The following is a 21,598-nucleotide window of genomic DNA, read 5'->3' on the forward strand; positions in this document are numbered from 1 at the left end:
GATGAAACACGCTCCGCACTCTACGGAATGCATTTCGATCTATATTAAGCCATCAAGTCTATAGGTACTTCAGACATATTCGCGGATTCTTTGACCACCCACAGATGGACTTTATTATCATACTACTTTTCAGAGCCAGTATGTTTGTCAGGTGTTATTTTCCGAGGCAGAATTGAGAGAAAATTTGATCAATCAACGCATCATGCGCTGTATCGCCCACGATCTCACCCAGTTGCTCCCATGCCAGACGAACATCAATCTGGATCATATCAATAGGAATCAGCTGCTCTGCTGCTTCATAGGCATCAATGAGCGACTGCTTCGCTTTTTTGAGCAAAGCAATATGACGCACATTGCTGACATAGGTCAGGTCGGCCGACTCCAGCTTGCCACTGAAGAACAACGTCGAGATGGCATCTTCCAATCGGTCCACGCCCAGATCATCTTTCACCGACATCGGAACAAGCCGTTCCTCAGGGATATAACGAAGCAGCACTTCGCGGTCCGCCTGCGGCGCTAAGTCCATTTTATTCATAATAATAATTGATTGTCTACCGCGGATTTGTTCCAATAATTCAATCTCGTCCTGATGTAGTGGCTCGGCAGCATTGATAACCATCAATAACAGATCCGCCTCATTCACAGCAGAGCGAGAACGCTCCACCCCGATTCTTTCCACGACATCCATCGTTTCCCGAATACCTGCCGTATCGAGCAGCTTGAGCGGTATATTGTTAATCGTAACAAACTCCTCAATGACGTCACGCGTTGTACCTGGTATGTCCGTTACAATTGCCCGGTTGTCCTGGGCCAACGTATTGAGCAATGAAGATTTCCCTACGTTTGGCCGGCCTACGATAGCTGTTGTGATTCCTTCACGCAGTATCTTTCCTTGCTCTGCTGTTACCAGCAATTTATCGATTTCAGTCATCACCTGACTGGATTTTTCTTTAATAAATTCAGAGGTTAGTGACTCTACATCATGCTCAGGATAATCGATATTTACTTCGATGTGAGCAAGTGTCTCCACCAGCGTGTATCTTAGTTCGCGCAGCTTGGACGACAATTTGCCCTCTACTTGCTTGAGTGCAACGGAGAACGCCCGATCGGATTTGGAACGAATGAGATCCATAACCCCTTCCGCCTGGGATAGATCAATCCGTCCATTGAGAAAAGCACGCTTTGTGAACTCGCCAGGTTCAGCGAGACGAATATCGAGCTGCAACAACAGATCCATTACACGCTTAACCGAAACCACTCCGCCATGAGCGCTAATCTCCACGACATCCTCTGTTGTGAAAGAACGTGGCGCACGCATCACCGTAACCAATACTTCCTCGATCTTCTCACCAGTCCCCGGATCTATAATATGACCGTAATGAACCGTGTGGGATGCTGCCTGTGTTAGTGGGGTTTTGCTGCGAAAAATCTTCTCCGTCTCCGACACCGCATCCGGGCCGCTCACCCGGATTACAGCGATACCCGCTTCTCCGACCGCTGTTGATATCGCTGTAATCGTATCACTAATCATCGTTATCTCTCCTTGCTCTATTTTAAAATTGCGCCCCTCAGGACGCTATATTAATTTCAATATATAGTTCAGTTGTTCAGTTGCAAAACGCTTCTTTTCGCATCATTCATATCTTGATATGGCTCTTAATGAAGTCGCTCTTCCGTTTTGGAAAAGTACTTCTGTACGAAAAAAGCAATGGCTTCTGCACCGGGCAGGAAGCCATTGCGTCTTCAATTTCGTGTTATTTCGTCGTAATGACTACGCGCCGATTGGGCTCCTCGCCCTTGCTGTAAGTCTTAATCTGCGAGTGATTTTGCAATTTCGCATGAATGACTTTGCGTTCGAGTGGCGGCATTGGCTCCAGCACAACTTCCTTGCCAGTGCGAATGGCCTGCCCAGCCAGACGTTCAGCCAGATCCTCCAGTGTCTTGCGTCGACGTTGACGGAAATTCTCTGCATCGAGTACGATGCGAACGAAGCTTTCCGAATAACGATTTGCTACAATGTTCGTCAAATATTGAAGGGCATCCAGCGTCTGTCCACGTCTGCCAATAATCATGCCCAGGTCTTCACCGGCAATATTGAAGATATGTCCATCACGCTGTTTTTTGATATGCACTTCAACATCCAGTCCCATACCTGCTGCCACTTCTTTTAAGAAAGCAGCCGCTTCCTCATAGGGATTTTTAGCAGCCACACCCTCAAGTGTTGCTTCAACCTGAGGTATATGTGCGGCCGGCTTGATCGGTTGTAAAACAGGTTCAGGCACAGGCAGAAGTTTCACTTCCACTTTAGCGGCCTTAACCCCGATCAAACCCAGGAATCCTTTTGACGGCTGCTCTAACACTTGTATCTCGACCTTGTCCCGGCTCACGCCAAGCTCAGCCAATCCTTGGTTTACAGCATCTTCAACGGTTTTTCCTGACGCAATGACTTTGGTCATTTCGATTTTTTGGCCCCTTTCGAACCTTTTCCAGAGACAGTTGCCTTGCCACCGTTTTTGCGTTTAGCTCCATTTCCATTTTTGGAAGAGCTGCTCTGCTTCACGTTGACCTCAGCCACGACTTTATCATTATTCCGGTAAAGGAAATAGTTTTGCACGATCGTGTAGATGTTACTGTAGAACCAGTACAGTGGCAATGCAGCCGGGAACTGATACGACATAACGAAGATCAATATCGGGTACACCCACAGCATGAATTGCATCGGTCCAACCTGTTGTGCAGGGTTCATGCGCATCATCATCCACGTTTGAACGAATGTAGTGATGGCAGCCAGCACTGGCAAAATAAACAGGTGATCCGGCGCTCCGAGTTGAAGCCACAAGAAATCATGTGTTCTCAGACTCGAGTTTCCGTAAATTGAGTTATAAAGTGCGATGTAAATCGGCATCTGAATCAGAAGTGGTAGGCAACCCGCCATCGGATTAACTTTGTTCTCCTGAAACAACTTCATTGTTTCTTGCTGAACTTTCTCAGGTGTATCTTTATACTTGGCTTGAATTTCTTTCAACTGCGGCTGAATAGCTTGCATCGCCTTGGAGCTGCGAACCTGCTTCATTGTCAGCGGCAAGATTAACGTCCGTACAATTAACACCATCACAAGGACGGCCAGTCCATATTCACCGTTAAACCAGTTGGCAAATGTGTCGAGCGCCAGTGAGAACCAATAAATAACATTGCTTTGCCAGAATGATCCGTTTTTTAGATCTTCCGTAGTAACCCCGGCTCCTTGTGGAGTACATCCGGCGAGTACAGTGACCATTGCAATGACTGCAATGAGGAGAATCCACTTCCCCTTTGATGTCTTCAATCGCGACACTTCATAACCCCTCTCTTAACCATTCCATTCCACCGTAAATCATACCATAATTAGGAGGACAAATAAACCGAAGCTTACCGCTTGCCCGACTTCAAAAGAGAGCCCTTGCGCATTGCATGCAGCAGGCTTTTTTCCATATCCTTATAGGACATGTCCAATGCACCTTTTCTGACGATAAAGATCAGATCCATCTGCGTGACAATCTCTTTCTCATGATGACGTACAATTTCCTTAATCATTCGTCTCATCCGGTTGCGTACGACAGCGTTTCCGATTTTCTTGCTGCAGGATACACCCACTCGGAATTGTTCTGTATCTTTACGACGACAGCCATACACCACAAACTGATGATTGGCAAACGATTTCCCATACCGGTATACGCGGCTAAAGTCCGCCCGGTTTCGTAAACGCAGTCTTTTATACACGGCGCTTCTCCTTGCTGTTTTCCACCAACATTATTGACGAAGGCCTCATTACTGATTTAGTATAGGCTTTCTTGAATAACGATAAACCGTCTTGGCGGCAACTTCATTTGGGATGATTGTTGATCAGTCATTTCAACTGAGCAAACATTCATCCTTATATAAGGAACGTTTTCGAAAAAACGGACATCTCATTCATTGAACATAAATGTGTACTTATGCTTTTGCGCAGCCAATTCAGACCTGACCTTTACCAGCATCCAGTCTGAAATGACCTATTTAAGAAAAAAAAGACCACCTCGGTGGTCTTCACATGCATTTAAGCACTCAGGACTTTACGGCCTTTAAGGCGACGTGCAGCCAGAACTTTACGTCCGTTGCTCGTGCTCATTCTTTTCCGGAAACCATGAACTTTTTTACGTTTGCTAACGTTCGGTTTGAATGTAGGTCTCAATGTATTGCACCTCCTCACAAGGAAATACTTATGTGATGAATCACTTTCATCTTCACAGAAAACACCTTTATATATTTAACCATGAACACCTGGAAAAGTCAACTGCGAGCCTCTTGCCTCCTTTCTCCTTTTTAATGCCTATTCCACCCTACCTAAACGGCCATGGATTCGTACTCCTGTTTACTACCTTTTTAAAGCATCACTTAGAAGCTCAAAAAGTTATCCCCAGTTCCGATTCATTCATCAAAAATCAGTTTTTACGGTTATCCACACCCCTCAAACCCCTTAATTCTTTTTTTAATTACCATTTCAAGTTATTCACATGTGGATAAGGAATATTTATCGATGACAGACTGTTTCATTGGCTCTGCTTTTGGTTAATATTCCTACGTTTCTGAAGAACTTCAGTGGAGCAGCAATCCATTAGATAACCAATATTTTTTGGCTTTTAAAATGACATACTTTAAATTTAATGTATCCGCTTTATTCTATGGTTTACAAGTTTTCGAGAAAGGTGTAGGATAAAAAAATCACATCTTGTATACAAGTATACTTATGGGAAGCACAGTACCGATCCAAACTCATTTATAAGGAAGATAATTATTCCTCTAGCTCTTTGAAAAATCCATTTGAAGCAATATGACGTTCCTAAATTCAGCATACGCACAGGGCATACAGCCATTTATTCTCGTTATAAGGATTGGTGTAAAACGCTCAATCAGCAAAATAGTTGTGCTATGATCAGTATTGAACTGATTACTTATAATAGGAGCGTTAGCCATTATGCTGTTTCCTTCATCCTGGCTTCAGGGAGCTTCCCGCGGGGAAGCCATTGCCTGCGAATTAAGACTACGGATCATTAGCGGAACCCTTCGTCCTGGCGAAATTTTGTCAGAAAATCGGATTGCCGCTGATTTTGACAGCAGTCGATCACCTGTACGTGAAGCGTTAAGAACACTGTCGAATGAAGGGCTCATTCGGTTGGAGCGTATGGGCGTGGTTGTCATTGGATTGAAAATTAAAGATGTCGAGGAATTATATGACGTACGTTTCCTGATTGAAAGTTTTGTGCAGCAGCGACTTGCGGGGGATGTACCAGAACAATTGATTACCCAGTTAAGCAATGTGATAGACAAAATGGACTTGGCTGGACGTCACCAAGATGCTGTTGAATTTGCGTATCAGGATCTTACCTTTCACGAGACTATTATCGAAGCCGCCCAGCATTCGCGTATTTTACATCTATGGAAAAGCATTCGTTATGTTGTCATGACGGTTATGCTGCTCACCACCCGCAGGGTTTTTATTCAGGGCGAGCAGAAAGTAAGCGCTGTAATAGGTAAACACCGCTTGCTGATTGAGGCACTTGAATCGGGTGATAAAACACGCATTCAATCTGGAGTTCGCACGTATTTTCAGGATTCAGGCAAGACGCTGCACGAAAGCTTTGATTCCTAATGACATGTAATGGAATTTCATTCATTCATCACTTCATGGAATATCTGTGCAGGGGTTCGCAATCATATCCGTTGTGAATGATTGCCCTCCAACTTGTCGACAAGTATACAAAATGCGATTTGTTTCAATTTTTTGGGGCATATTAAGAGGGATTAAGCCGCCCGCGCTACATGAATTGTAAAGTGTCTTCCCTCCACCTGGTCATGGATCAGTTGTAAGCGTTATATATCAGAAAAAAAGGAGCATACCTCATGAGCACTCTTTTTGGGCTATCCCATAATGCAACGTTATTGGTCTGGACATTAATTGCGATTGTATTCCTGATCGTGTTGATCTCCAAATATAAATGGAATCCTTTCATTACCCTTTTAATATCTGCATTAATGCTTGGTTTACTTACAGGCATGAAACCCGCGGACGTAATTACTTCCATTACGGGAGGACTTGGCGGCACACTCGGAACGATTGCCATCGTCATCAGCCTTGGTACCATGCTTGGTAAGATGATGGCTGAATCCGGCGGAGCCGAGCGTATTGCTACCACACTGGTAGATCGTTTCGGTGTGAAACGTGTGCACTGGGCGATGATGATTGTTGGATTTATTGTCGGTATTCCAGTTTTCTTCGAAGTCGGCGTTATTCTACTGATTCCGATCATTTTCACCGTTGCACGTAAAACCAATATGTCGCTGCTGCAGATCGGTATTCCGATTTTGGCAGGTCTCTCTACTGTACATGGTCTGGTTCCACCTCACCCGGCTCCCATGATTGCCATCGAAGCGTACAGCGCCGATTTGGGTAAGACGATCTTGTATTCCCTTATTGTAGGTATTCCGACTGCTATTATCGCTGGACCTCTGTTTGGTAAATTTATCGGTAAAAGAATACATACCGAACCACCTGCAGAGCTGGCTGAACAATTCGCTACGAAAAAAAGTAACAACTTGCCCGGTTTCGGCATAACCTTGTTTACCATTTTGCTGCCGGTCATTTTGATGCTCATTGGCTCCATCGCCAATATCGTAGATCCTGACGCCACAAGCGGATTTACCGTATTCTGTGAATTTATCGGCCATGAAATTATAGCCCTGCTGATCTCCGTCGTGTTCGCCCTCTTTTCACTCGGATTCTCACGCGGGTTCAACAAACATGACATCTCCCGCTTCACCAGTGAATGTCTGGCGCCTACAGCGACCATCATTCTCATCATTGGCGGTGGCGGTGCGTTCAAACAGGTGTTGATCAATAGTGGCGTAGGTAATGCCATTGCTGAGGTCGCCACACATGCCAACATTAACGTGATCCTGTTCGCCTGGCTTGTAGCCGCACTCATTCGGGTTGCTACCGGTTCAGCAACTGTGGCCATGACGACAGCAGCTGGTATTGTAGCTCCGGTTCTTGCACTAACGCCAGGTGCCAATATTGAGCTGGTCGTACTCGCTACCGGTGCAGGTTCACTTGTACTTTCTCATGTGAACGACGCAGGCTTCTGGATGATCAAAGAATTCTTCAATATGAGTGTCTCTCAGACGCTGAAGACGTGGACCGTTATGGAAACACTATTATCTGTTGTTGGACTGATCTTTATTTTGCTGCTGAGTACAGTCGTATAAATTGACTACCTATATAGAAGAAGAAAATAAATCCACACCATTAGAGTTTTAATTTTATGGGTTCAAAAGAAAGAAGGTTTATGTAAAGTGAACAACTATATGATTGGTATGGATATCGGTACAACCAGTACCAAATCCGTACTCTTTACGGAACAGGGTGAAGTTGTAAGCACTTCGACTCAGGAATATCCTTTATACACCCCAGCTCCGGATGTCGCTGAGCAGGATCCAGAACAAATTGTTCAAGCTGCCCTTCGCTCCGTACGTGGCGTGATGGAGCAAAGTGGCGTAGCTGCGGAACAAATTATGTTCGTGTCCTGCAGCTCTGCCATGCACAGTGTTATTGCGATGGGACAAGATGGTATGCCCCTCACTCGCTGCATCACTTGGGCTGACAACCGGAGCGCCGCCTGGGCCGCCAAACTGCAAGAGAACGGAATCGGGCATCGTATCTATTTGCGAACAGGTACACCGATCCACCCCATGTCGCCACTGACCAAATTAATGTGGCTGCGCCATGATGAACCTGAACTTTTTCAACGTACCGCCAAATTTATATCTATCAAAGAATATTTGTTCTTCCGTCTGTTCGGTCAATATGTCGTGGATCACTCCATCGCATCCTGTACCGGTCTGCTTAATCTGGAACAACTGGATTGGGATGCCGAAGCACTTGAGGTTGCAGGCATTACACCTGACCATCTATCGCAGCTCGTACCGACCACACATACTATAGAGGGAATGGATCGTACATGGGCTGAAAAAATGGCTCTCTCCCTCTCTACTCCCTTCGTCATCGGTGCAAGTGACGGGGTATTATCCAATCTCGGTGTGAACGCCATTGAGCCTGGCGTTGTTGCAGCAACGATCGGCACCAGCGGCGCGATTCGCACCGTCGTTGACCGTCCTGTTACCGATCCAAAAGGTAGAACGTTCTGTTATGCCCTCACCGAGAATCTTTGGGTTATCGGCGGACCTGTGAATAACGGTGGCATGCTTTTCCGCTGGGTAAGGGACGAATTCGCTGCCTCCGAAGTGGAAACAGCCAAACGGCTCGGTATCAATTCCTATGATGTACTCACCAAGATTGCTGAACGCGTCAGCCCCGGTTCGGAAGGGCTTCTATTCCATCCGTACCTTTCAGGGGAACGCGCCCCTTTATGGAATCCGGACGCCCGAGGTTCCTTCTTTGGTTTGACCCTTCACCACCAGAAAGAGCATATGATCCGTTCCGTTTTGGAAGGGGTTATTTTCAATCTATATACGGTACTGCTGGCCATGGAAGAACAGATCGGACAACCTACCTCCATTCAGGCAACGGGTGGTTTCGCTCGTTCCCCGCTCTGGCGTCAGATGATGTCCGATATATTCAACCAGGAAGTCATTGTGCCCGAGAGCTTCGAAAGTTCCTGTCTGGGGGCCGTCGTGCTCGGTCTTTATGCTACAGGGCGAATTCAGTCGCTTCATGCTGTTTCATCTATGGTAGGTACAACGCACAAGCATACCCCTATCAAAGAACATGCATCGATCTACCAGGAGCTGCTCCCCATCTTTATTCGCATTTCGCGAAAATTGGAAGAAGAATATGCAGATATCGCGGAATTCCAACGTAAATTTTCCGCTCATAACGAGTAAATCATCCCTTTATAACCACCAACCAAAAAGAGGTTGTTCTCTTTGACCACCATTCCGGTCTTAAAGAACAACCTCTTTTTGGCATAAAACAAATCTGCTGCAATGAAGTCACATCCATCTCCAAGGTTTGCGCGCATATCCATCCTACCTCTTTTAGGAATAAATTCTACGTTCATTTCATACAAATCAGTAAACGCTCCTTCCGTTCAACAGGCCCTCTTCTTGATCTCCTCTGCCTTTGATTTTGTCATTTCCTCAATTCCTCTCTTCGAAAAAGGAAAACGGGCATGAAGAGTCACTCTCCTGAAAATCCCCAAAACGGGCATTTTCACTTTACGGTTATCCACAGAGAGGTTATTCACAAACAGAGAATACTTTTACACACAATTCAGCATCATTTGACGAATAACCTGTGTATAAAATAATTTGGGTTTTTGGGTCATCTTGTCGAAAGTTAAACAATTTATAAACAATATATTGTGTTGTGATTAAAAATTATACACAAGTTATTGAATTTGTGGATAAAATCACGTGATACATTGAAATGCCGGGCTTCTTTTGCTATGATTGTATTACTTTTGGATGTGAATATGTGATCTGACCCATAATATTATCAACAGCCTGTGGATAAAGTTGTGAACAATTTTCCGTTGTTCATTCTTTTTTTGTTTTCGACCTGCGGGGGTTTGGGGATAAATTCAACAATATATCTCGTATTTCGACACTGCATCATGGCTTAAGCCACACTTGGAACATGTAAAAGGAGTGACAGTCTGTGGACAGCCATACTTCTGATTTATGGCAGCAAATTTTATCAATCATACAAAACAAGCTCAGCAAACCCAGCTTTGACACTTGGTTCAAAGCAACCAAAGCTACCAAGCTGAATGATCGTTCGATCGTCATATCCGCACCAACCACGTTTGCCGTCGAATGGCTGGAGAGCCGTTACACCAAACTGGTCGGATCGACGGTATATGAGCTGCTTGGCAAACAGGTCGATGTGAAATTTGTCATCGAGGAGAACAAGCCTGCTGAACCGGACCCTCAACTGCCAGCGCCAACGCCTACAGTTGTTCAGGAAGAAGCGGTACTCAGCATGCTCAATCCGAAATATACATTCGATACATTTGTCATTGGGCCGGGCAACCGTTTTGCCCACGCCGCATCGCTGGCGGTCGCTGAAGCGCCCGCCAAAGCATACAATCCTCTGTTTCTTTATGGAGGGGTAGGTCTCGGCAAAACTCACTTGATGCATGCGATCGGACATTACGTCCTGGAGCATGATCCGGGCAGCAAAGTTGTTTATTTGTCATCTGAGAAATTCACGAACGAATTCATTAACTCGATCCGTGACAACCGCGGGGAGAGCTTCCGTAACAAATACCGTAGTGTCGATATTCTGCTCATTGATGATATTCAGTTCTTGGCTGGAAAAGAATCGACGCAAGAGGAATTTTTCCATACGTTTAATGCGCTGCATGAGGAACGGAAACAGATCATCATCTCCAGCGACAGACCGCCGAAGGAAATTCCGACCCTAGAAGAACGGCTTCGTTCCCGTTTTGAATGGGGGTTAATTACGGATATCCAGCCTCCTGATCTGGAGACACGGATTGCTATTTTGCGTAAAAAAGCTCGTGCGGAAAACCTCGATATTCCGAATGAGGCGATGATGTACATCGCCAACCAGATTGATACCAATATTCGTGAACTGGAAGGGGCCCTGATTCGGGTTGTTGCCTATTCTTCGCTGACTAATCAAGATGTAACCACTCATCTAGCAGCTGAAGCACTGAAGGATATTATTCCTTCCAGTCGTCCGAAAATGATCACTATTCACGACATCCAACAAAAGGTCGGCGAGTATTACAGCCTTAAGCTTGAAGATTTCAAAGCACGGAAACGGACCAAGGCCGTTGCGTTCCCAAGACAGATTGCTATGTATCTCTCTCGTGAACTTACAGACTTTTCTCTGCCCAAAATCGGTGAAGCATTTGGAGGGCGAGATCATACCACCGTCATCCATGCGCACGAAAAGATCTCCCAGGCGATTAAAGTCGATCAGGATCTCTATAAAGTTATCAACAACTTAACCGAAAAAATTAAGAATCCAACCTGAATAAGTCCCAAGCCTGTGCACAACGTATACACATGTGGATAGGCTTGGGCTTATGGGTTTATACCCACTTATCCACATATTCAGTGCCCCTATTACTATTATTACTATAAAGATCTAAAAGATATCATCTCCAAATAAGCGATTTCGAAGCTCAGCCTTCGGCCTTTTGAAAAACACATTTCAACACCTCTACACCCAAAAAACCCGCTAGGAGTGAAACCATGAAAATCAGCATAATGAAAAGCTACTTGAACGAATCCATCCAGCAAGTATCCAAAGCCATCTCAAGCCGTACGACGATCCCAATTCTGAGCGGTATCAAATTCGACGTTAATCATCAAGGTGTGACGTTGACAGCAAGCGACACCGATATTTCAATTCAATCCTTCATCCCGCTTGAAGATGGTGATAAAAGTGTTGTTCAGGTGGAACAACCTGGTAGTGTTGTACTGCCAGCCAAGTTTTTTGTCGAGATCATCAAAAAGCTGCCTTCCCAAGAAGTGCACATGGAGGTAAAAGAGAACTTCAACACCTTTATCTCCGCAGGAGCTACCGAAATTCAACTGGTTGGTCTTGATCCAGAAGAATTCCCAGTATTGCCAAGCATCGAAGAGAACCAAACCGTCTCCATTCCAGGAGATTTGCTCAAAAATATGATTAAACAAACCGTATTCTCCATTTCCACACATGAAACTACGCCGATTTTGACAGGTGTACTCTGGAGTTTGGGTGACAATGAACTGAAATTTGTGGCAACTGACCGTCACCGTCTTGCTACTCGTTCAGCAATGCTGGATAATGCAGAAGGTGTGAGATTCAACAATGTGGTGATCTCGGGTAAAACGCTGAACGAACTCAGCAAAATCGTGCCGGATCAAAATACACTTGTGGATATCGTTGTCGCTGACAATCAGGTTTTGTTCAAAATCGACCGTGTTCTGTTCTATTCGCGTATTTTGGACGGAACTTATCCGGATACTTCTAGAATTATTCCGACTTCGTACAAAACAGAACTCGTTTTGGATACAAAAAAATTAAGTGAATCTATCGACCGGGCTTATTTGTTGTCGCGTGAAGAAAAAACAAACATTGTGCGGATGCAAACGATGGAATCCGGATCAATCGAAATTTCTTCAAGTTCTTCCGAGCTGGGAAAAGTAAGAGAAGAGATCGAACCTGCCGACTTTAACGGCGAACCACTGAAAATCTCGTTCAACTCCAAATATATGCTGGATGTGCTGAAAGTGGTGGAGAGTGAGCAGCTGATGATCGCTTTCACTGGTGTCATGAGCCCTATCATCCTGAAACCGCTGGACGACAGTCACAGCTTGTACGTCATATTGCCTTACCGGACGACCAACTAACGAGAGGAAGATCATAGTGAACCAAGTAGCGATTCGTACGGAATATATTAAGCTTGATCAATTTTTGAAACTGGCCGACTGCATCCCAACCGGAGGTATGGCCAAAGCATTGCTTCAGGATGGGCTTGTACGTGTGAATAAAGAGCCTGAGGAACGCCGGGGACGCAAGTTATACCCTGGGGATATCGTTGAGGTGGATGGAGAAGGTTCGTTCGAAGTTGTCGCACAATAAGAAGACCAGTTAGATCCTGCTGCCTCCTGACGGACGGGATAAAAGGGAGGATACCGCGTGTTTGTAAACAGCATAGATCTGCAGCAATTCCGTAATTATGAACATCTGAGACTGGATTCTTTTGGTCCTGTGAATCTTTTGATCGGGCAAAATGCCCAAGGCAAGACCAATCTTGCAGAAGCCATTTTTGTGCTTGCACTCACTAAGAGCCACCGTACATCCCGCGACAAGGAACTGATTCGTTTCGGTGAAGAACGTGCCAGGCTTGCAGCAGAGGTCGACAAAAAGTACGGATCGGTCAAACTCGAGCTATCTTTGTCGCAACAAGGCAAAAAAGCAAAGATCAACGGACTGGAACAGCGAAAGCTGAGTGATTTTGTCGGAGCGCTTAATGTGGTGATGTTTGCACCGGAAGATCTTGAGATTGTCAAAGGCACACCGGGGGTCCGCCGCCGGTTCCTTGACATGGAGATTGGACAGGTGGCTCCAGGCTACCTGTATCATCTGCAGCAATATCAAAAAGTGCTCGTCCAGCGTAACAATTTGCTCAAGCAATTATGGGGGCAGAGCGCTTCAGCCCAGACCATGCTTGAGGTGTGGAATGAACAACTGGTGGAGCATGGTGTTAAAATCGTCAAAAAAAGGAAACAATTCATAAAGAAACTGCAAAAGTGGGCTGAAACAATTCATCAGGGCATCACCGGAGGCGGAGAAGTCCTGCGTCTGGCCTATCTTCCTTCCTTCAGCGAAGCCGCTGAGGAAGATGAAGCTGTCTTAATGGACCAATTTATGATAAAATTATCACAAATGAAAGAGCAGGAGATTCGCCGAGGCACAACGCTTAGTGGGCCGCATCGGGATGACCTGTCCTTTTTCATTAACGATCGGGAAGTACAAACGTATGGCTCGCAGGGGCAGCAGCGCACAACGGCGTTGTCCCTTAAACTTGCGGAAATTGAACTGATTCATGAAGAAATCGGAGAATATCCGGTCCTGCTGCTGGACGATGTACTGTCTGAACTGGATCCTTTTCGTCAGACGCAGCTGATCGAAACGTTCCAGAGCAAGGTGCAAACCTTTATTACGGCTACCGGAATCGAGAGCTTAAACGTTGACAAGCTCAAAGATGCCAGTATTTATCACGTTCATGCCGGACAGGTTGAACGCTAAGGAGTGAGGGCTTATGTACATTCATCTGGGCGGTGAGAAGATTATCCGATCTTCCGAATTGGTCGCTATTTTTGATATATCGATTGAAAAATCCTCAAAAATTTCCAAGCAGTATGTCACGCATGCCGAGCAGGAAAAAACAGTGGAGCATATTGGTGAAGAGGAAGCCAAGTCCATTGTCGTGACCAAAAACATTGTGTACTACTCGCCTATTTCCTCAGCTACGCTCAAGAAGCGAGCTCACATTTTTCCTGATCTCTAGCCTATGGGCGGTACGAGTTATTGTACCTTTTGCTGCTTGTCTTTATTTAGATTGCTTACTGGAATTAAGGGAATATGTTCATTTCAGCATGCATTCTTAGTTAACGCATATTTACGATATTGAATCTATAGAAGTAGGTGAAAGGCATGTCTATGAATCAACCGTCATATGGTGCAGATGAAATTCAGGTACTTGAAGGGCTGGAAGCCGTACGTAAACGACCGGGGATGTATATTGGTTCCACCAGTGCCAAAGGTCTGCATCATCTCGTTTGGGAAGTAGTGGACAATAGTATTGACGAAGCACTCGCAGGTTATTGTGATCATATCGAAGTTACTATTCATGAAGATAACAGCGTCACTGTAGTCGATAACGGGCGGGGGATTCCTGTCGGCGAACATGCCAAAATGAAACGTCCTGCACTTGAGGTTGTAATGACTGTTCTGCATGCAGGCGGTAAATTTGGCGGTGGCGGGTACAAAGTATCCGGTGGTCTTCATGGTGTAGGTGTATCTGTCGTCAATGCTCTATCAGAGAAAGTTGTTGTTACAGTTAAGGTTGACGGCCATGTGTATCAACAGGAATACCGTCGGGGTGTTCCGCAGTATGATCTGAAAACGATCGGTACAACGGAGGAAACGGGAACAACGGTTACGTTCCATCCGGATCCGGAGATTTTCACGGAAACAAGAGTTTATGACTATGAAACTTTGCTGACTCGTATTCGTGAGCTCGCGTTCCTGAACAAGGGAATTGGTATGACTTTAACCGATGAACGTACAGGTGTAACCAACTCTTTCCTGTATGAGGGCGGTATTATCGAGTATGTCTCCTTCCTGAACCAGAAGCGTGAAGCACTGCATGAAAACCCGATTTATGTAGAAGGATCAAGAGACAACATTCAGGTTGAAGTTGCATTGCAATACAATGACAGCTACACCGAGAATATTTACTCGTTTGCCAACAACATCAACACACATGAGGGCGGAACGCACGAATCCGGATTCAAGAGTGCCCTTACCCGGATTATCAATGATTATGCGCGTAAAGCGGGTGTAATCAAAGACAGCACAGGTAATCTGTCCGGGGATGATGTACGTGAAGGTCTGACAGCGATCATCTCGGTCAAGATCCCTGAACCGCAATTTGAGGGACAGACTAAGACGAAGCTGGGTAACAGTGAAGTGCGCGGAATTGTCGAATCCCTGTTTGCTGAGAAGCTGCAGGAGTTCCTGGAAGAGAATCCTTCCGTATCCCGTCGCATTTTGGAAAAAGGACTGCAAGCTGCCCGTGCACGTGAAGCAGCTCGTAAAGCACGTGAACTGACGCGTCGTAAAGGTGCACTCGAAGTCAGCTCTTTGCCAGGTAAATTGGCCGACTGTTCATCCAAGGATGCTTCAATCAGCGAATTGTACATCGTCGAAGGTGACTCCGCCGGTGGATCAGCGAAGCAAGGACGAGATCGTCATTTCCAAGCGATTTTGCCACTGCGTGGTAAGATTCTGAACGTGGAAAAAGCACGTCTTGACCGGATTTTGGGTAATGCGGAGATCAGAGCGATCATTACCGCAATGGGTACAGGAATTGGCGATGACTTCGATATTGCCAAAGCACGTTATCACAAAATCATTTTGATGACGGATGCCGACGTCGATGGCGCTCACATTCGGACATTGCTTCTGACATTCCTTTATCGCTATATGCGCAAAATCATTGAGGCTGGTTATGTATACATTGCCCAACCGCCATTGTTCAAGATTGAGCGCAATAAAGTGATTCGTTATGCTGGTTCCGAGAAGGAACGCGATGAAATTATCGCAACTCTCGGCGAAAATGCGAAATTCAATGTCCAGCGTTATAAGGGTCTCGGTGAGATGAATGCCGGACAATTATGGGAAACGACGATGGACCCTGAGAGCCGGACCATGCTTCAAGTATCGATCGGCGATGCAATGCTGGCCGATGCCATGTTCGACACCCTGATGGGGGATAATGTTGAACCTCGTCGTGACTTTATTCAGGAAAATGCAAAATACGTGAAAAACCTCGACATCTAACCATATTCGAAGAGGCGCCTGCGAGGGCGCCTCTTTTACATTGTGGGATTATAGCATAGAGATTTTAGGTTGGACTCTGGAGTGCCTGCTACCGATGTGTGCGGCTTTTGGTAGAGGAGGCCTGGGCTTTGGGAGAGGTACGAGATGTTTTCCCTTTTTTGGAGGGTAATCTGCCGTACGCTCTCGCATAACGCTTGATCTTTCGGTACGTTTCCTTATCAGGCAATAGGCCAAAAGCATAGATACCCGGCAATGTGTTGACTTCAATAATCCATGGCCGTCCATCTTCGTCCAGAGCGATATCGATACCAATCTCTTTGAGTCTTGGAAATGACTTCTGTAGCTGTACCGCTGTATGAATGCCTAAACGATATAGCTCACTGCGTAGTTGCTGGAACCGCTCCTGGTCAAAATGAGGGCGTACCAACTCATTAAAGGTGGCCAATCGTCCGCCGCCATGAATGTTGGTAATGATCTTGCCCGGTGCAGCAACTCTCCCCAGGATACCTGTCGTTTCCCAATTGCGTTGTAGATTTTTCTGCGTCAGTACCCGCAGGTCAAAAGGCAACCCATCATGTTTCATCAGCGGAATGCCTTGCTGAATGATGTAGTCGCGCTTCTGGATACGTTCAGTGAGCGCCAGATCCAGCTCATCGAGGGAATGGAAGTGTTTCTCCTCCGTCCCATATCGAAGTTCATACGTTGTCAGGGGGACTTCAGCAGAGATCTCGGCACCGACTTCAGCTGTGGAAGGGAAGAGTGGATCAGCAGAGATTTCTGATGTGTTTGCATCGGTAATCGGGTGTGGATTCATACGGATGGTTTTTACCCGCATGACGCCATTGCCGTAGGTTCCCCGATCCGGTTTGATATAGTTTGACTCGAATAATTCAGTCATCCGTTCCAGGGTCTGGCGATTATATTGTCGTGTTACCGGTATATATCCATTCACATTACGGCTGCGTTGTAACACAGCTGTCTTGGTCCATTTGCTGGAGACACGCTGGATGCCCAAGAGCCATCAGTCCTTTCGTGTTTTAATGGGGTTTATAAGAGTGGCAGACGCGGAGAAATCAAAGGACAAGAGATGATTTCAGTGGTATAATAGAGAAATATGGCGTTTTGTGCGGTTTTGTTGCACAGATGTAGTTTGATCGTAGAACGGGAACGGTCTAAGCCTGAATATACACAGTACAATTGCCGCTTTTTCTAGCATTGTATGTGCAAATGGGGAGGAAGGCAGGGCGAACCCCCAGACTCTCTAAAGTTCCCGGAAGAAAGGCTATTGCCCAGCGGACGTTTAATTGTTTACCTTTTGTGAAAGTAATATAATAAAGAGTAGCGTCCTTGTGCGGTTTTAGCCTTGTTAGGCTCTTCACATATAATTAATTTTTGAATGATTGAATGGAATGTTTGTTGAAGGACAAGAAGGAGGTCCAGCATGGCGGAAGAAATGAACTCGCAGGTTAAAGATCGGGATATTGGCGTCGAGATGCGTGAATCGTTTATGGATTATGCGATGAGCATTATTGTGAGCCGTGCCTTACCTGACGTGCGTGACGGATTGAAGCCGGTTCACCGGCGTATTCTGTACGCAATGTCCGAGCTAGGCATGACACCCGATAAACCACATAAAAAATCAGCCAGAATCGTCGGCGAAGTTATCGGTAAGTATCACCCACACGGTGACTCTGCCGTATATGAAACGATGGTACGGATGGCACAGGACTTCTCCCTGCGCTACATGCACGTAGATGGACATGGTAACTTTGGATCGGTGGATGGCGATATGGCAGCAGCCATGCGTTATACGGAAGCCCGGTTGTCCAAGATTGCGATGGAAATGCTCAGAGACATCAACAAGGATACGATTGACTTCCAGCCGAACTATGACGGTGAAGAAAGTGAACCTGTCGTTCTGCCAGCTCGTTTCCCTAACTTGCTTGTCAATGGTGTCGGCGGGATTGCGGTAGGTATGGCGACCAACATTCCTCCTCATAACCTGGGAGAGGTAATCGACGGCGTACAGGCCATGATCAAAAATCCGGATATCACTTCCATGGAATTGATGGATTATATTCAAGGGCCAGACTTCCCAACTTCCGGTTATATTTTGGGACGTTCCGGAATTCGCCAGGCGTATCAAACCGGACGTGGTTCAGTAACGATGCGGGCCAAAACCAACATCGAAGAAAACAACAACAAAGCACGGATTATTGTTACGGAACTTCCTTATCAGGTGAACAAGGCAAGACTCGTTGAGAAAATTGCTGAGTTGGTACGTGATAAAAAGATTGATGGTATTACGGATCTCCGTGATGAGTCTGACCGTAACGGTATGCGGATTGTGATTGAGCTTCGCAGAGACGTGAACCCGGGTGTAGTGCTGAACAACCTGTACAAGCATACAGCGATGCAGTCCACCTTTGGGATTAACATGCTCGCGATTGTAAATAAAGAACCTAAGATTCTGAATCTGCGTGAAGTGTTGTATCACTACTTGCAGCATCAGATTGAGGTTATACGTAGACGTACACAGTTCGAACTGAAAAAAGCGGAAGCACGCGCGCACATTCTGGAAGGCTTGCGTATCGCGCTGGATCATATCGACGAAATTATTGCGTTGATCCGTTCATCCAGCAATACAGATGCAGCCAGAGAAGGTCTGATCGAGCGTTTCTCACTCAGTCATGATCAGGCTCAAGCTATCCTCGATATGCGTCTGCAACGCCTGACAGGTCTGGAACGTGAGCGCATCGAAAATGAGTATAACGAACTGATGGTCAAAATTAAGGAATATCGTGAAATTTTGGCCAACGAGCACCTGGTGCTCGAAATTATCAGCACGGAGCTGCAAGAAATCCGTGATCGCTTCAGCGATGATCGTCGTACCGAAATCACTGTAGGTGAAGAGAGCATTCTGGACGAGGATCTGATTCCGCGTGAAGAGGTTATCATCACTATTACCCATACAGGCTATGTGAAACGTCTGCCGGTATCCACATACCGCAGTCAGAAGCGTGGCGGACGTGGGGTTGTGGGAATGGACACCAAAGATACCGACTTTGTTGAGCATCTGTTTGTGACCAACTCTCACAATTACCTCATGTTCTTTACCGACAAAGGTAAAGTGTACCGTCTCAAAGCTTATGAGATTCCAGAGCTTGGACGTACAGCACGGGGAACGCCGATTATCAATCTGATTCAGATCGAGCAGGGTGAATCGGTTAATGCCGTGATTCCAGTTCAGGAATTCGAAAGTGACAAGTATCTGTTCTTTGCTACCCGTCAAGGGGTTGTGAAGAAGACACCACTTGAGGATTACACCAATATTCGTAAAGGCGGTCTGATCGGGATCTCCCTGCGTGATGATGATGCCCTTATTGATGTTAAGCTGACAGACGGACTTCAAGAGATCATTATGGGTACAGCTCACGGGATGTCCATCCGATTCTCGGAAGGAAATGTTCGTTCCATGGGACGGAGTGCAACCGGGGTTAAAGGGATTACACTGGATGAGCAGGATGTCGTAATCGGTATGGACGTTGTTGACCAGGAACTGGATGTTCTGATTGTTACAGCCAAAGGTTACGGTAAACGTACGCCTGTCAGCGATTATCGGATGCAGACTCGTGGCGGTAAAGGGATTAAAACCATTAACGTCACAGATAAGAACGGTGCGGTAGTCAGCCTGAAAATGGTTAAGACAGAAGAAGATCTGATGATCATCACTTCCAGCGGTACGTTAATTCGGATGAGTATGGAAGGCATATCCACTATGGGTCGATACACGCAAGGCGTGAAGTTGATTCATATTCGCGATGAAGATGCCGTAGCTACAGTCAGCCGAATTGACAAGAATGAGGAAGAACCAGATGACGAAGAATTGATTGAAGGTGCAGAAGCTGCTGATTCTGAAGGTTTAGAGTCAACTCTTGATGAGGGCGCGGTTTCCGATGCTGAAGTTGAGGGCGATGATTCAGGTTCTGAAGCATAGAATCAATTTTCTATAACGAAAATCATTTCATGATTACAATGAAATTGGAGGGCTCCCATATGGGGGCCCTTTGTTATTTTCACAGCTCCAGGACCATTCTCCTCGAAATCTGGGATGTACAGCCTGATTTTTGAGTAATATAATGGGAATTAACGTGAAAAACCGGGACTATGGTCTTGATATCATTATAGAAGAACGATGAGTGAGGGGAATAAACATGGGATTAATCACCCTGTCTGAAGTCAAACCAGGACTTAAACTGGGAAATGACGTGCAAACGCTTCGTGGCAATGTTCTGTTTCAGAAGGGCAAAGTCATTCTGCCCAAAGATGTGGAAGTACTCAGAGCCTTTATGATTCATCAAGTGGACATCGAGCAAGAAAGAACAGGGACAAGCACTTCAGGTTCTAAGGCTTCGTCGGCCTCTTCAGTCCATGTAGCTAATGAAAAGAACGGAGAGCGGGCAGGGAAAGGCAGCAGCGCAGTCTCAGCACCTGTCTTACCGTCTCTGCATGAAGAGTATGAAAAGATGGTAGGACTGACCAAAAATGCTTTTCTATCCTCCCTGGCGGCTGAATTACCTGTATATGAGTTGCGTACACAGCTGGAAGCATTGTTTGTTCATCTTAAACAGTATAATGTGCTTACCTTCAGTCCACGAGTGATGCAAGAACATGATTATGTGTATCATCATGCCGTCTTGAGTGCCATTACATCTTATCAGTTGGCCCAGTGGATGGATCTTCCATCCAAAGACTGGATGCAGGTAGCTTTTGCAGGATTGTTCCATGATATTGGTAATAACAAAGTGGACCCACAGATCCTCCATAAACCCTCTACGTTAACTGCGTCAGAGCAGGCAGAGATCCGACAGCATACGAAATATGGCTATCAGGTACTGAAACAGGCGAAGGCCATCAATGAGGGAGCTAGACTTGCAGCATTGCAGCATCATGAAAAAGTGGATGGGTCGGGTTACCCGCTGCAGCTCAGCGGCACGCAGATTCATATCTATGCCAAGATTGTAGCTATCGCTGATATCTTCCACGCCATGACTCTGGAGAAGATCTATCGTAAGGCACAGTCACCGTACCTGGTACTTGAACAAATTCAGAGCGAGGCTTTTGGCAAATTGGATCCTGCCATCGTAAATGTATTCGTTCAGCGTTCCACACAGATCCATAACGGTATCCGAGTGAAGCTTAGCAATAATCAAATTGGTGAGATCATATTCTCTGATCGGGATCATCCTACACGGCCGATGGTATCGGTAGAAGGAACAATCATCAATCTGATGCAGCAAAGGCAGCTACATATTCAGGAAGTCATTGGCTAGTTCAATCTTCAATTCATATAGAAGAACAGGGCCTTTCCAATATGGAGAGGCTCTTTTTTATAGAACTTAAAGTAAAAGATAACTTTATTGAAAATAAAGCTTGCGTTCCGAATCTGTACATGGTATATTCTAATTCCGGCCA

18 protein-coding genes are annotated in these 21,598 nt (G+C 45.8%); 11 read left to right on the forward strand and 7 right to left on the reverse strand.

Annotated features, from left to right (window positions below):
- Nucleotides 1-154: 154 nt before the first annotated feature.
- From mnmE to rpmH, 5 genes are all read right to left on the reverse strand, one after another.
- On the reverse strand, nucleotides 155-1,531 hold the full coding sequence (gene mnmE / locus A6049_RS25815) for a tRNA uridine-5-carboxymethylaminomethyl(34) synthesis GTPase MnmE (RefSeq protein ID WP_063567387.1): 1,377 nt from the start codon (nucleotides 1,529-1,531) through the stop codon (nucleotides 155-157).
- Between the two features lie 223 nt (nucleotides 1,532-1,754).
- Complete coding sequence (gene jag, locus A6049_RS25820; protein ID WP_063567388.1) at nucleotides 1,755-2,456, reverse strand: RNA-binding cell elongation regulator Jag/EloR; 702 nt, start codon at nucleotides 2,454-2,456, stop codon at nucleotides 1,755-1,757.
- Nucleotides 2,453-3,334, reverse strand: coding sequence for a YidC/Oxa1 family membrane protein insertase (locus tag A6049_RS25825; RefSeq protein ID WP_063567389.1), 882 nt, complete (start codon nucleotides 3,332-3,334; stop codon nucleotides 2,453-2,455). Before A6049_RS25825 ends, jag begins: the two co-directional genes overlap by 4 nt.
- A gap of 74 nt (nucleotides 3,335-3,408) precedes the next feature.
- Nucleotides 3,409-3,759, reverse strand: a complete 351-nt coding sequence (rnpA, locus tag A6049_RS25830; RefSeq protein WP_024629518.1) for a ribonuclease P protein component — start codon at nucleotides 3,757-3,759, stop codon at nucleotides 3,409-3,411.
- A 316-nt stretch (nucleotides 3,760-4,075) separates the two neighbouring features.
- Nucleotides 4,076-4,210 carry a 50S ribosomal protein L34 gene (rpmH, locus tag A6049_RS25835; RefSeq protein WP_024629517.1) on the reverse strand — a complete coding sequence of 45 codons (135 nt, stop codon included), beginning with the start codon at nucleotides 4,208-4,210 and terminating at the stop codon, nucleotides 4,076-4,078.
- Nucleotides 4,211-4,993: 783 nt separating this feature from the next.
- Between rpmH and A6049_RS25840 the strand changes: the two genes are divergently transcribed.
- The 3 genes from A6049_RS25840 (at nucleotide 4,994) to gntK (ending at nucleotide 8,916) form a co-directional block, all read left to right on the forward strand.
- Nucleotides 4,994-5,668 carry a GntR family transcriptional regulator gene (locus tag A6049_RS25840; protein WP_063567390.1) on the forward strand — a complete coding sequence of 225 codons (675 nt, stop codon included), beginning with the start codon at nucleotides 4,994-4,996 and terminating at the stop codon, nucleotides 5,666-5,668.
- A gap of 251 nt (nucleotides 5,669-5,919) precedes the next feature.
- On the forward strand, nucleotides 5,920-7,281 hold the full coding sequence (locus A6049_RS25845) for a GntP family permease (protein WP_063567391.1): 1,362 nt from the start codon (nucleotides 5,920-5,922) through the stop codon (nucleotides 7,279-7,281).
- A 99-nt stretch (nucleotides 7,282-7,380) separates the two neighbouring features.
- Nucleotides 7,381-8,916 (forward strand): gluconokinase, encoded by a 1,536-nt coding sequence (gene gntK, locus A6049_RS25850; RefSeq protein WP_063567403.1) that lies wholly within the window; start codon nucleotides 7,381-7,383, stop codon nucleotides 8,914-8,916.
- Here the strand turns inward: gntK and A6049_RS25855 are convergent.
- Nucleotides 8,904-9,101 (reverse strand): hypothetical protein, encoded by a 198-nt coding sequence (locus A6049_RS25855; protein ID WP_063567392.1) that lies wholly within the window; start codon nucleotides 9,099-9,101, stop codon nucleotides 8,904-8,906. The two genes, gntK and A6049_RS25855, sit on opposite strands and share 13 nt — an antisense overlap.
- Before the next feature lie 590 nt (nucleotides 9,102-9,691).
- Here A6049_RS25855 and dnaA point away from each other — a divergent pair.
- The 6 genes from dnaA (at nucleotide 9,692) to gyrB (ending at nucleotide 16,123) form a co-directional block, all read left to right on the forward strand.
- A complete protein-coding gene (dnaA, locus tag A6049_RS25860) occupies nucleotides 9,692-11,038 on the forward strand; it encodes a chromosomal replication initiator protein DnaA (RefSeq protein WP_024629513.1) in 1,347 nt (448 codons plus the stop codon).
- Nucleotides 11,039-11,259: 221 nt separating this feature from the next.
- Nucleotides 11,260-12,402 (forward strand): DNA polymerase III subunit beta, encoded by a 1,143-nt coding sequence (gene dnaN, locus A6049_RS25865; RefSeq protein WP_063567393.1) that lies wholly within the window; start codon nucleotides 11,260-11,262, stop codon nucleotides 12,400-12,402.
- Between the two features lie 16 nt (nucleotides 12,403-12,418).
- Entirely contained in the window at nucleotides 12,419-12,634 is a 216-nt protein-coding gene (gene yaaA / locus A6049_RS25870) for a S4 domain-containing protein YaaA (protein ID WP_024629511.1), read from the forward strand.
- A 57-nt stretch (nucleotides 12,635-12,691) separates the two neighbouring features.
- Nucleotides 12,692-13,804 (forward strand): DNA replication/repair protein RecF, encoded by a 1,113-nt coding sequence (gene recF, locus A6049_RS25875; RefSeq protein WP_063567394.1) that lies wholly within the window; start codon nucleotides 12,692-12,694, stop codon nucleotides 13,802-13,804.
- A gap of 13 nt (nucleotides 13,805-13,817) precedes the next feature.
- The gene (gene remB / locus A6049_RS25880; protein ID WP_017691405.1) at nucleotides 13,818-14,066 is read left to right on the forward strand and encodes an extracellular matrix regulator RemB; all 249 of its coding nucleotides are present in this window, start codon (nucleotides 13,818-13,820) and stop codon (nucleotides 14,064-14,066) included.
- Between the two features lie 146 nt (nucleotides 14,067-14,212).
- On the forward strand, nucleotides 14,213-16,123 hold the full coding sequence (gyrB, locus tag A6049_RS25885) for a DNA topoisomerase (ATP-hydrolyzing) subunit B (protein ID WP_063567395.1): 1,911 nt from the start codon (nucleotides 14,213-14,215) through the stop codon (nucleotides 16,121-16,123).
- Nucleotides 16,124-16,211: 88 nt separating this feature from the next.
- Here the strand turns inward: gyrB and A6049_RS25890 are convergent, their stop codons facing one another.
- On the reverse strand, nucleotides 16,212-17,138 hold the full coding sequence (locus A6049_RS25890; protein WP_063567396.1) for a YheC/YheD family protein: 927 nt from the start codon (nucleotides 17,136-17,138) through the stop codon (nucleotides 16,212-16,214).
- Between the two features lie 426 nt (nucleotides 17,139-17,564).
- Here A6049_RS25890 and gyrA point away from each other — a divergent pair, with 426 nt between their 5' ends.
- A complete protein-coding gene (gene gyrA / locus A6049_RS25895) occupies nucleotides 17,565-20,120 on the forward strand; it encodes a DNA gyrase subunit A (RefSeq protein WP_063567397.1) in 2,556 nt (851 codons plus the stop codon).
- Between the two features lie 217 nt (nucleotides 20,121-20,337).
- Nucleotides 20,338-21,456 carry an HD-GYP domain-containing protein gene (locus tag A6049_RS25900; RefSeq protein WP_063567398.1) on the forward strand — a complete coding sequence of 373 codons (1,119 nt, stop codon included), beginning with the start codon at nucleotides 20,338-20,340 and terminating at the stop codon, nucleotides 21,454-21,456.
- The last annotated feature ends 142 nt before the right edge of the window (nucleotides 21,457-21,598 follow it).

Origin of the sequence: Paenibacillus sp. O199 (assembly GCF_001636635.1) — a bacterium.
Taxonomy (GTDB): Bacteria; Bacillota; Bacilli; order Paenibacillales; family Paenibacillaceae; genus Paenibacillus; species Paenibacillus marchantiae.

Excerpts from the sequence above, each read along its gene's own strand:
- A6049_RS25900 (WP_063567398.1), top strand. The coding sequence starts at position 20,338 with ATGGGATTAATCACCCTGTCTGAAGTCAAACCAGGACTTAAACTGGGA.
- jag (WP_063567388.1), bottom strand. The coding sequence starts at position 2,456 with ATGACCAAAGTCATTGCGTCAGGAAAAACCGTTGAAGATGCTGTAAAC.
- remB (WP_017691405.1), top strand. The coding sequence starts at position 13,818 with ATGTACATTCATCTGGGCGGTGAGAAGATTATCCGATCTTCCGAATTG.
- gntK (WP_063567403.1), top strand. The coding sequence starts at position 7,381 with ATGATTGGTATGGATATCGGTACAACCAGTACCAAATCCGTACTCTTT.
- mnmE (WP_063567387.1), bottom strand. The coding sequence starts at position 1,531 with ATGATTAGTGATACGATTACAGCGATATCAACAGCGGTCGGAGAAGCG.
- gyrB (WP_063567395.1), top strand. The coding sequence starts at position 14,213 with ATGTCTATGAATCAACCGTCATATGGTGCAGATGAAATTCAGGTACTT.
- A6049_RS25840 (WP_063567390.1), top strand. The coding sequence starts at position 4,994 with ATGCTGTTTCCTTCATCCTGGCTTCAGGGAGCTTCCCGCGGGGAAGCC.
- gyrA (WP_063567397.1), top strand. The coding sequence starts at position 17,565 with ATGGCGGAAGAAATGAACTCGCAGGTTAAAGATCGGGATATTGGCGTC.
- A6049_RS25845 (WP_063567391.1), top strand. The coding sequence starts at position 5,920 with ATGAGCACTCTTTTTGGGCTATCCCATAATGCAACGTTATTGGTCTGG.
- dnaN (WP_063567393.1), top strand. The coding sequence starts at position 11,260 with ATGAAAATCAGCATAATGAAAAGCTACTTGAACGAATCCATCCAGCAA.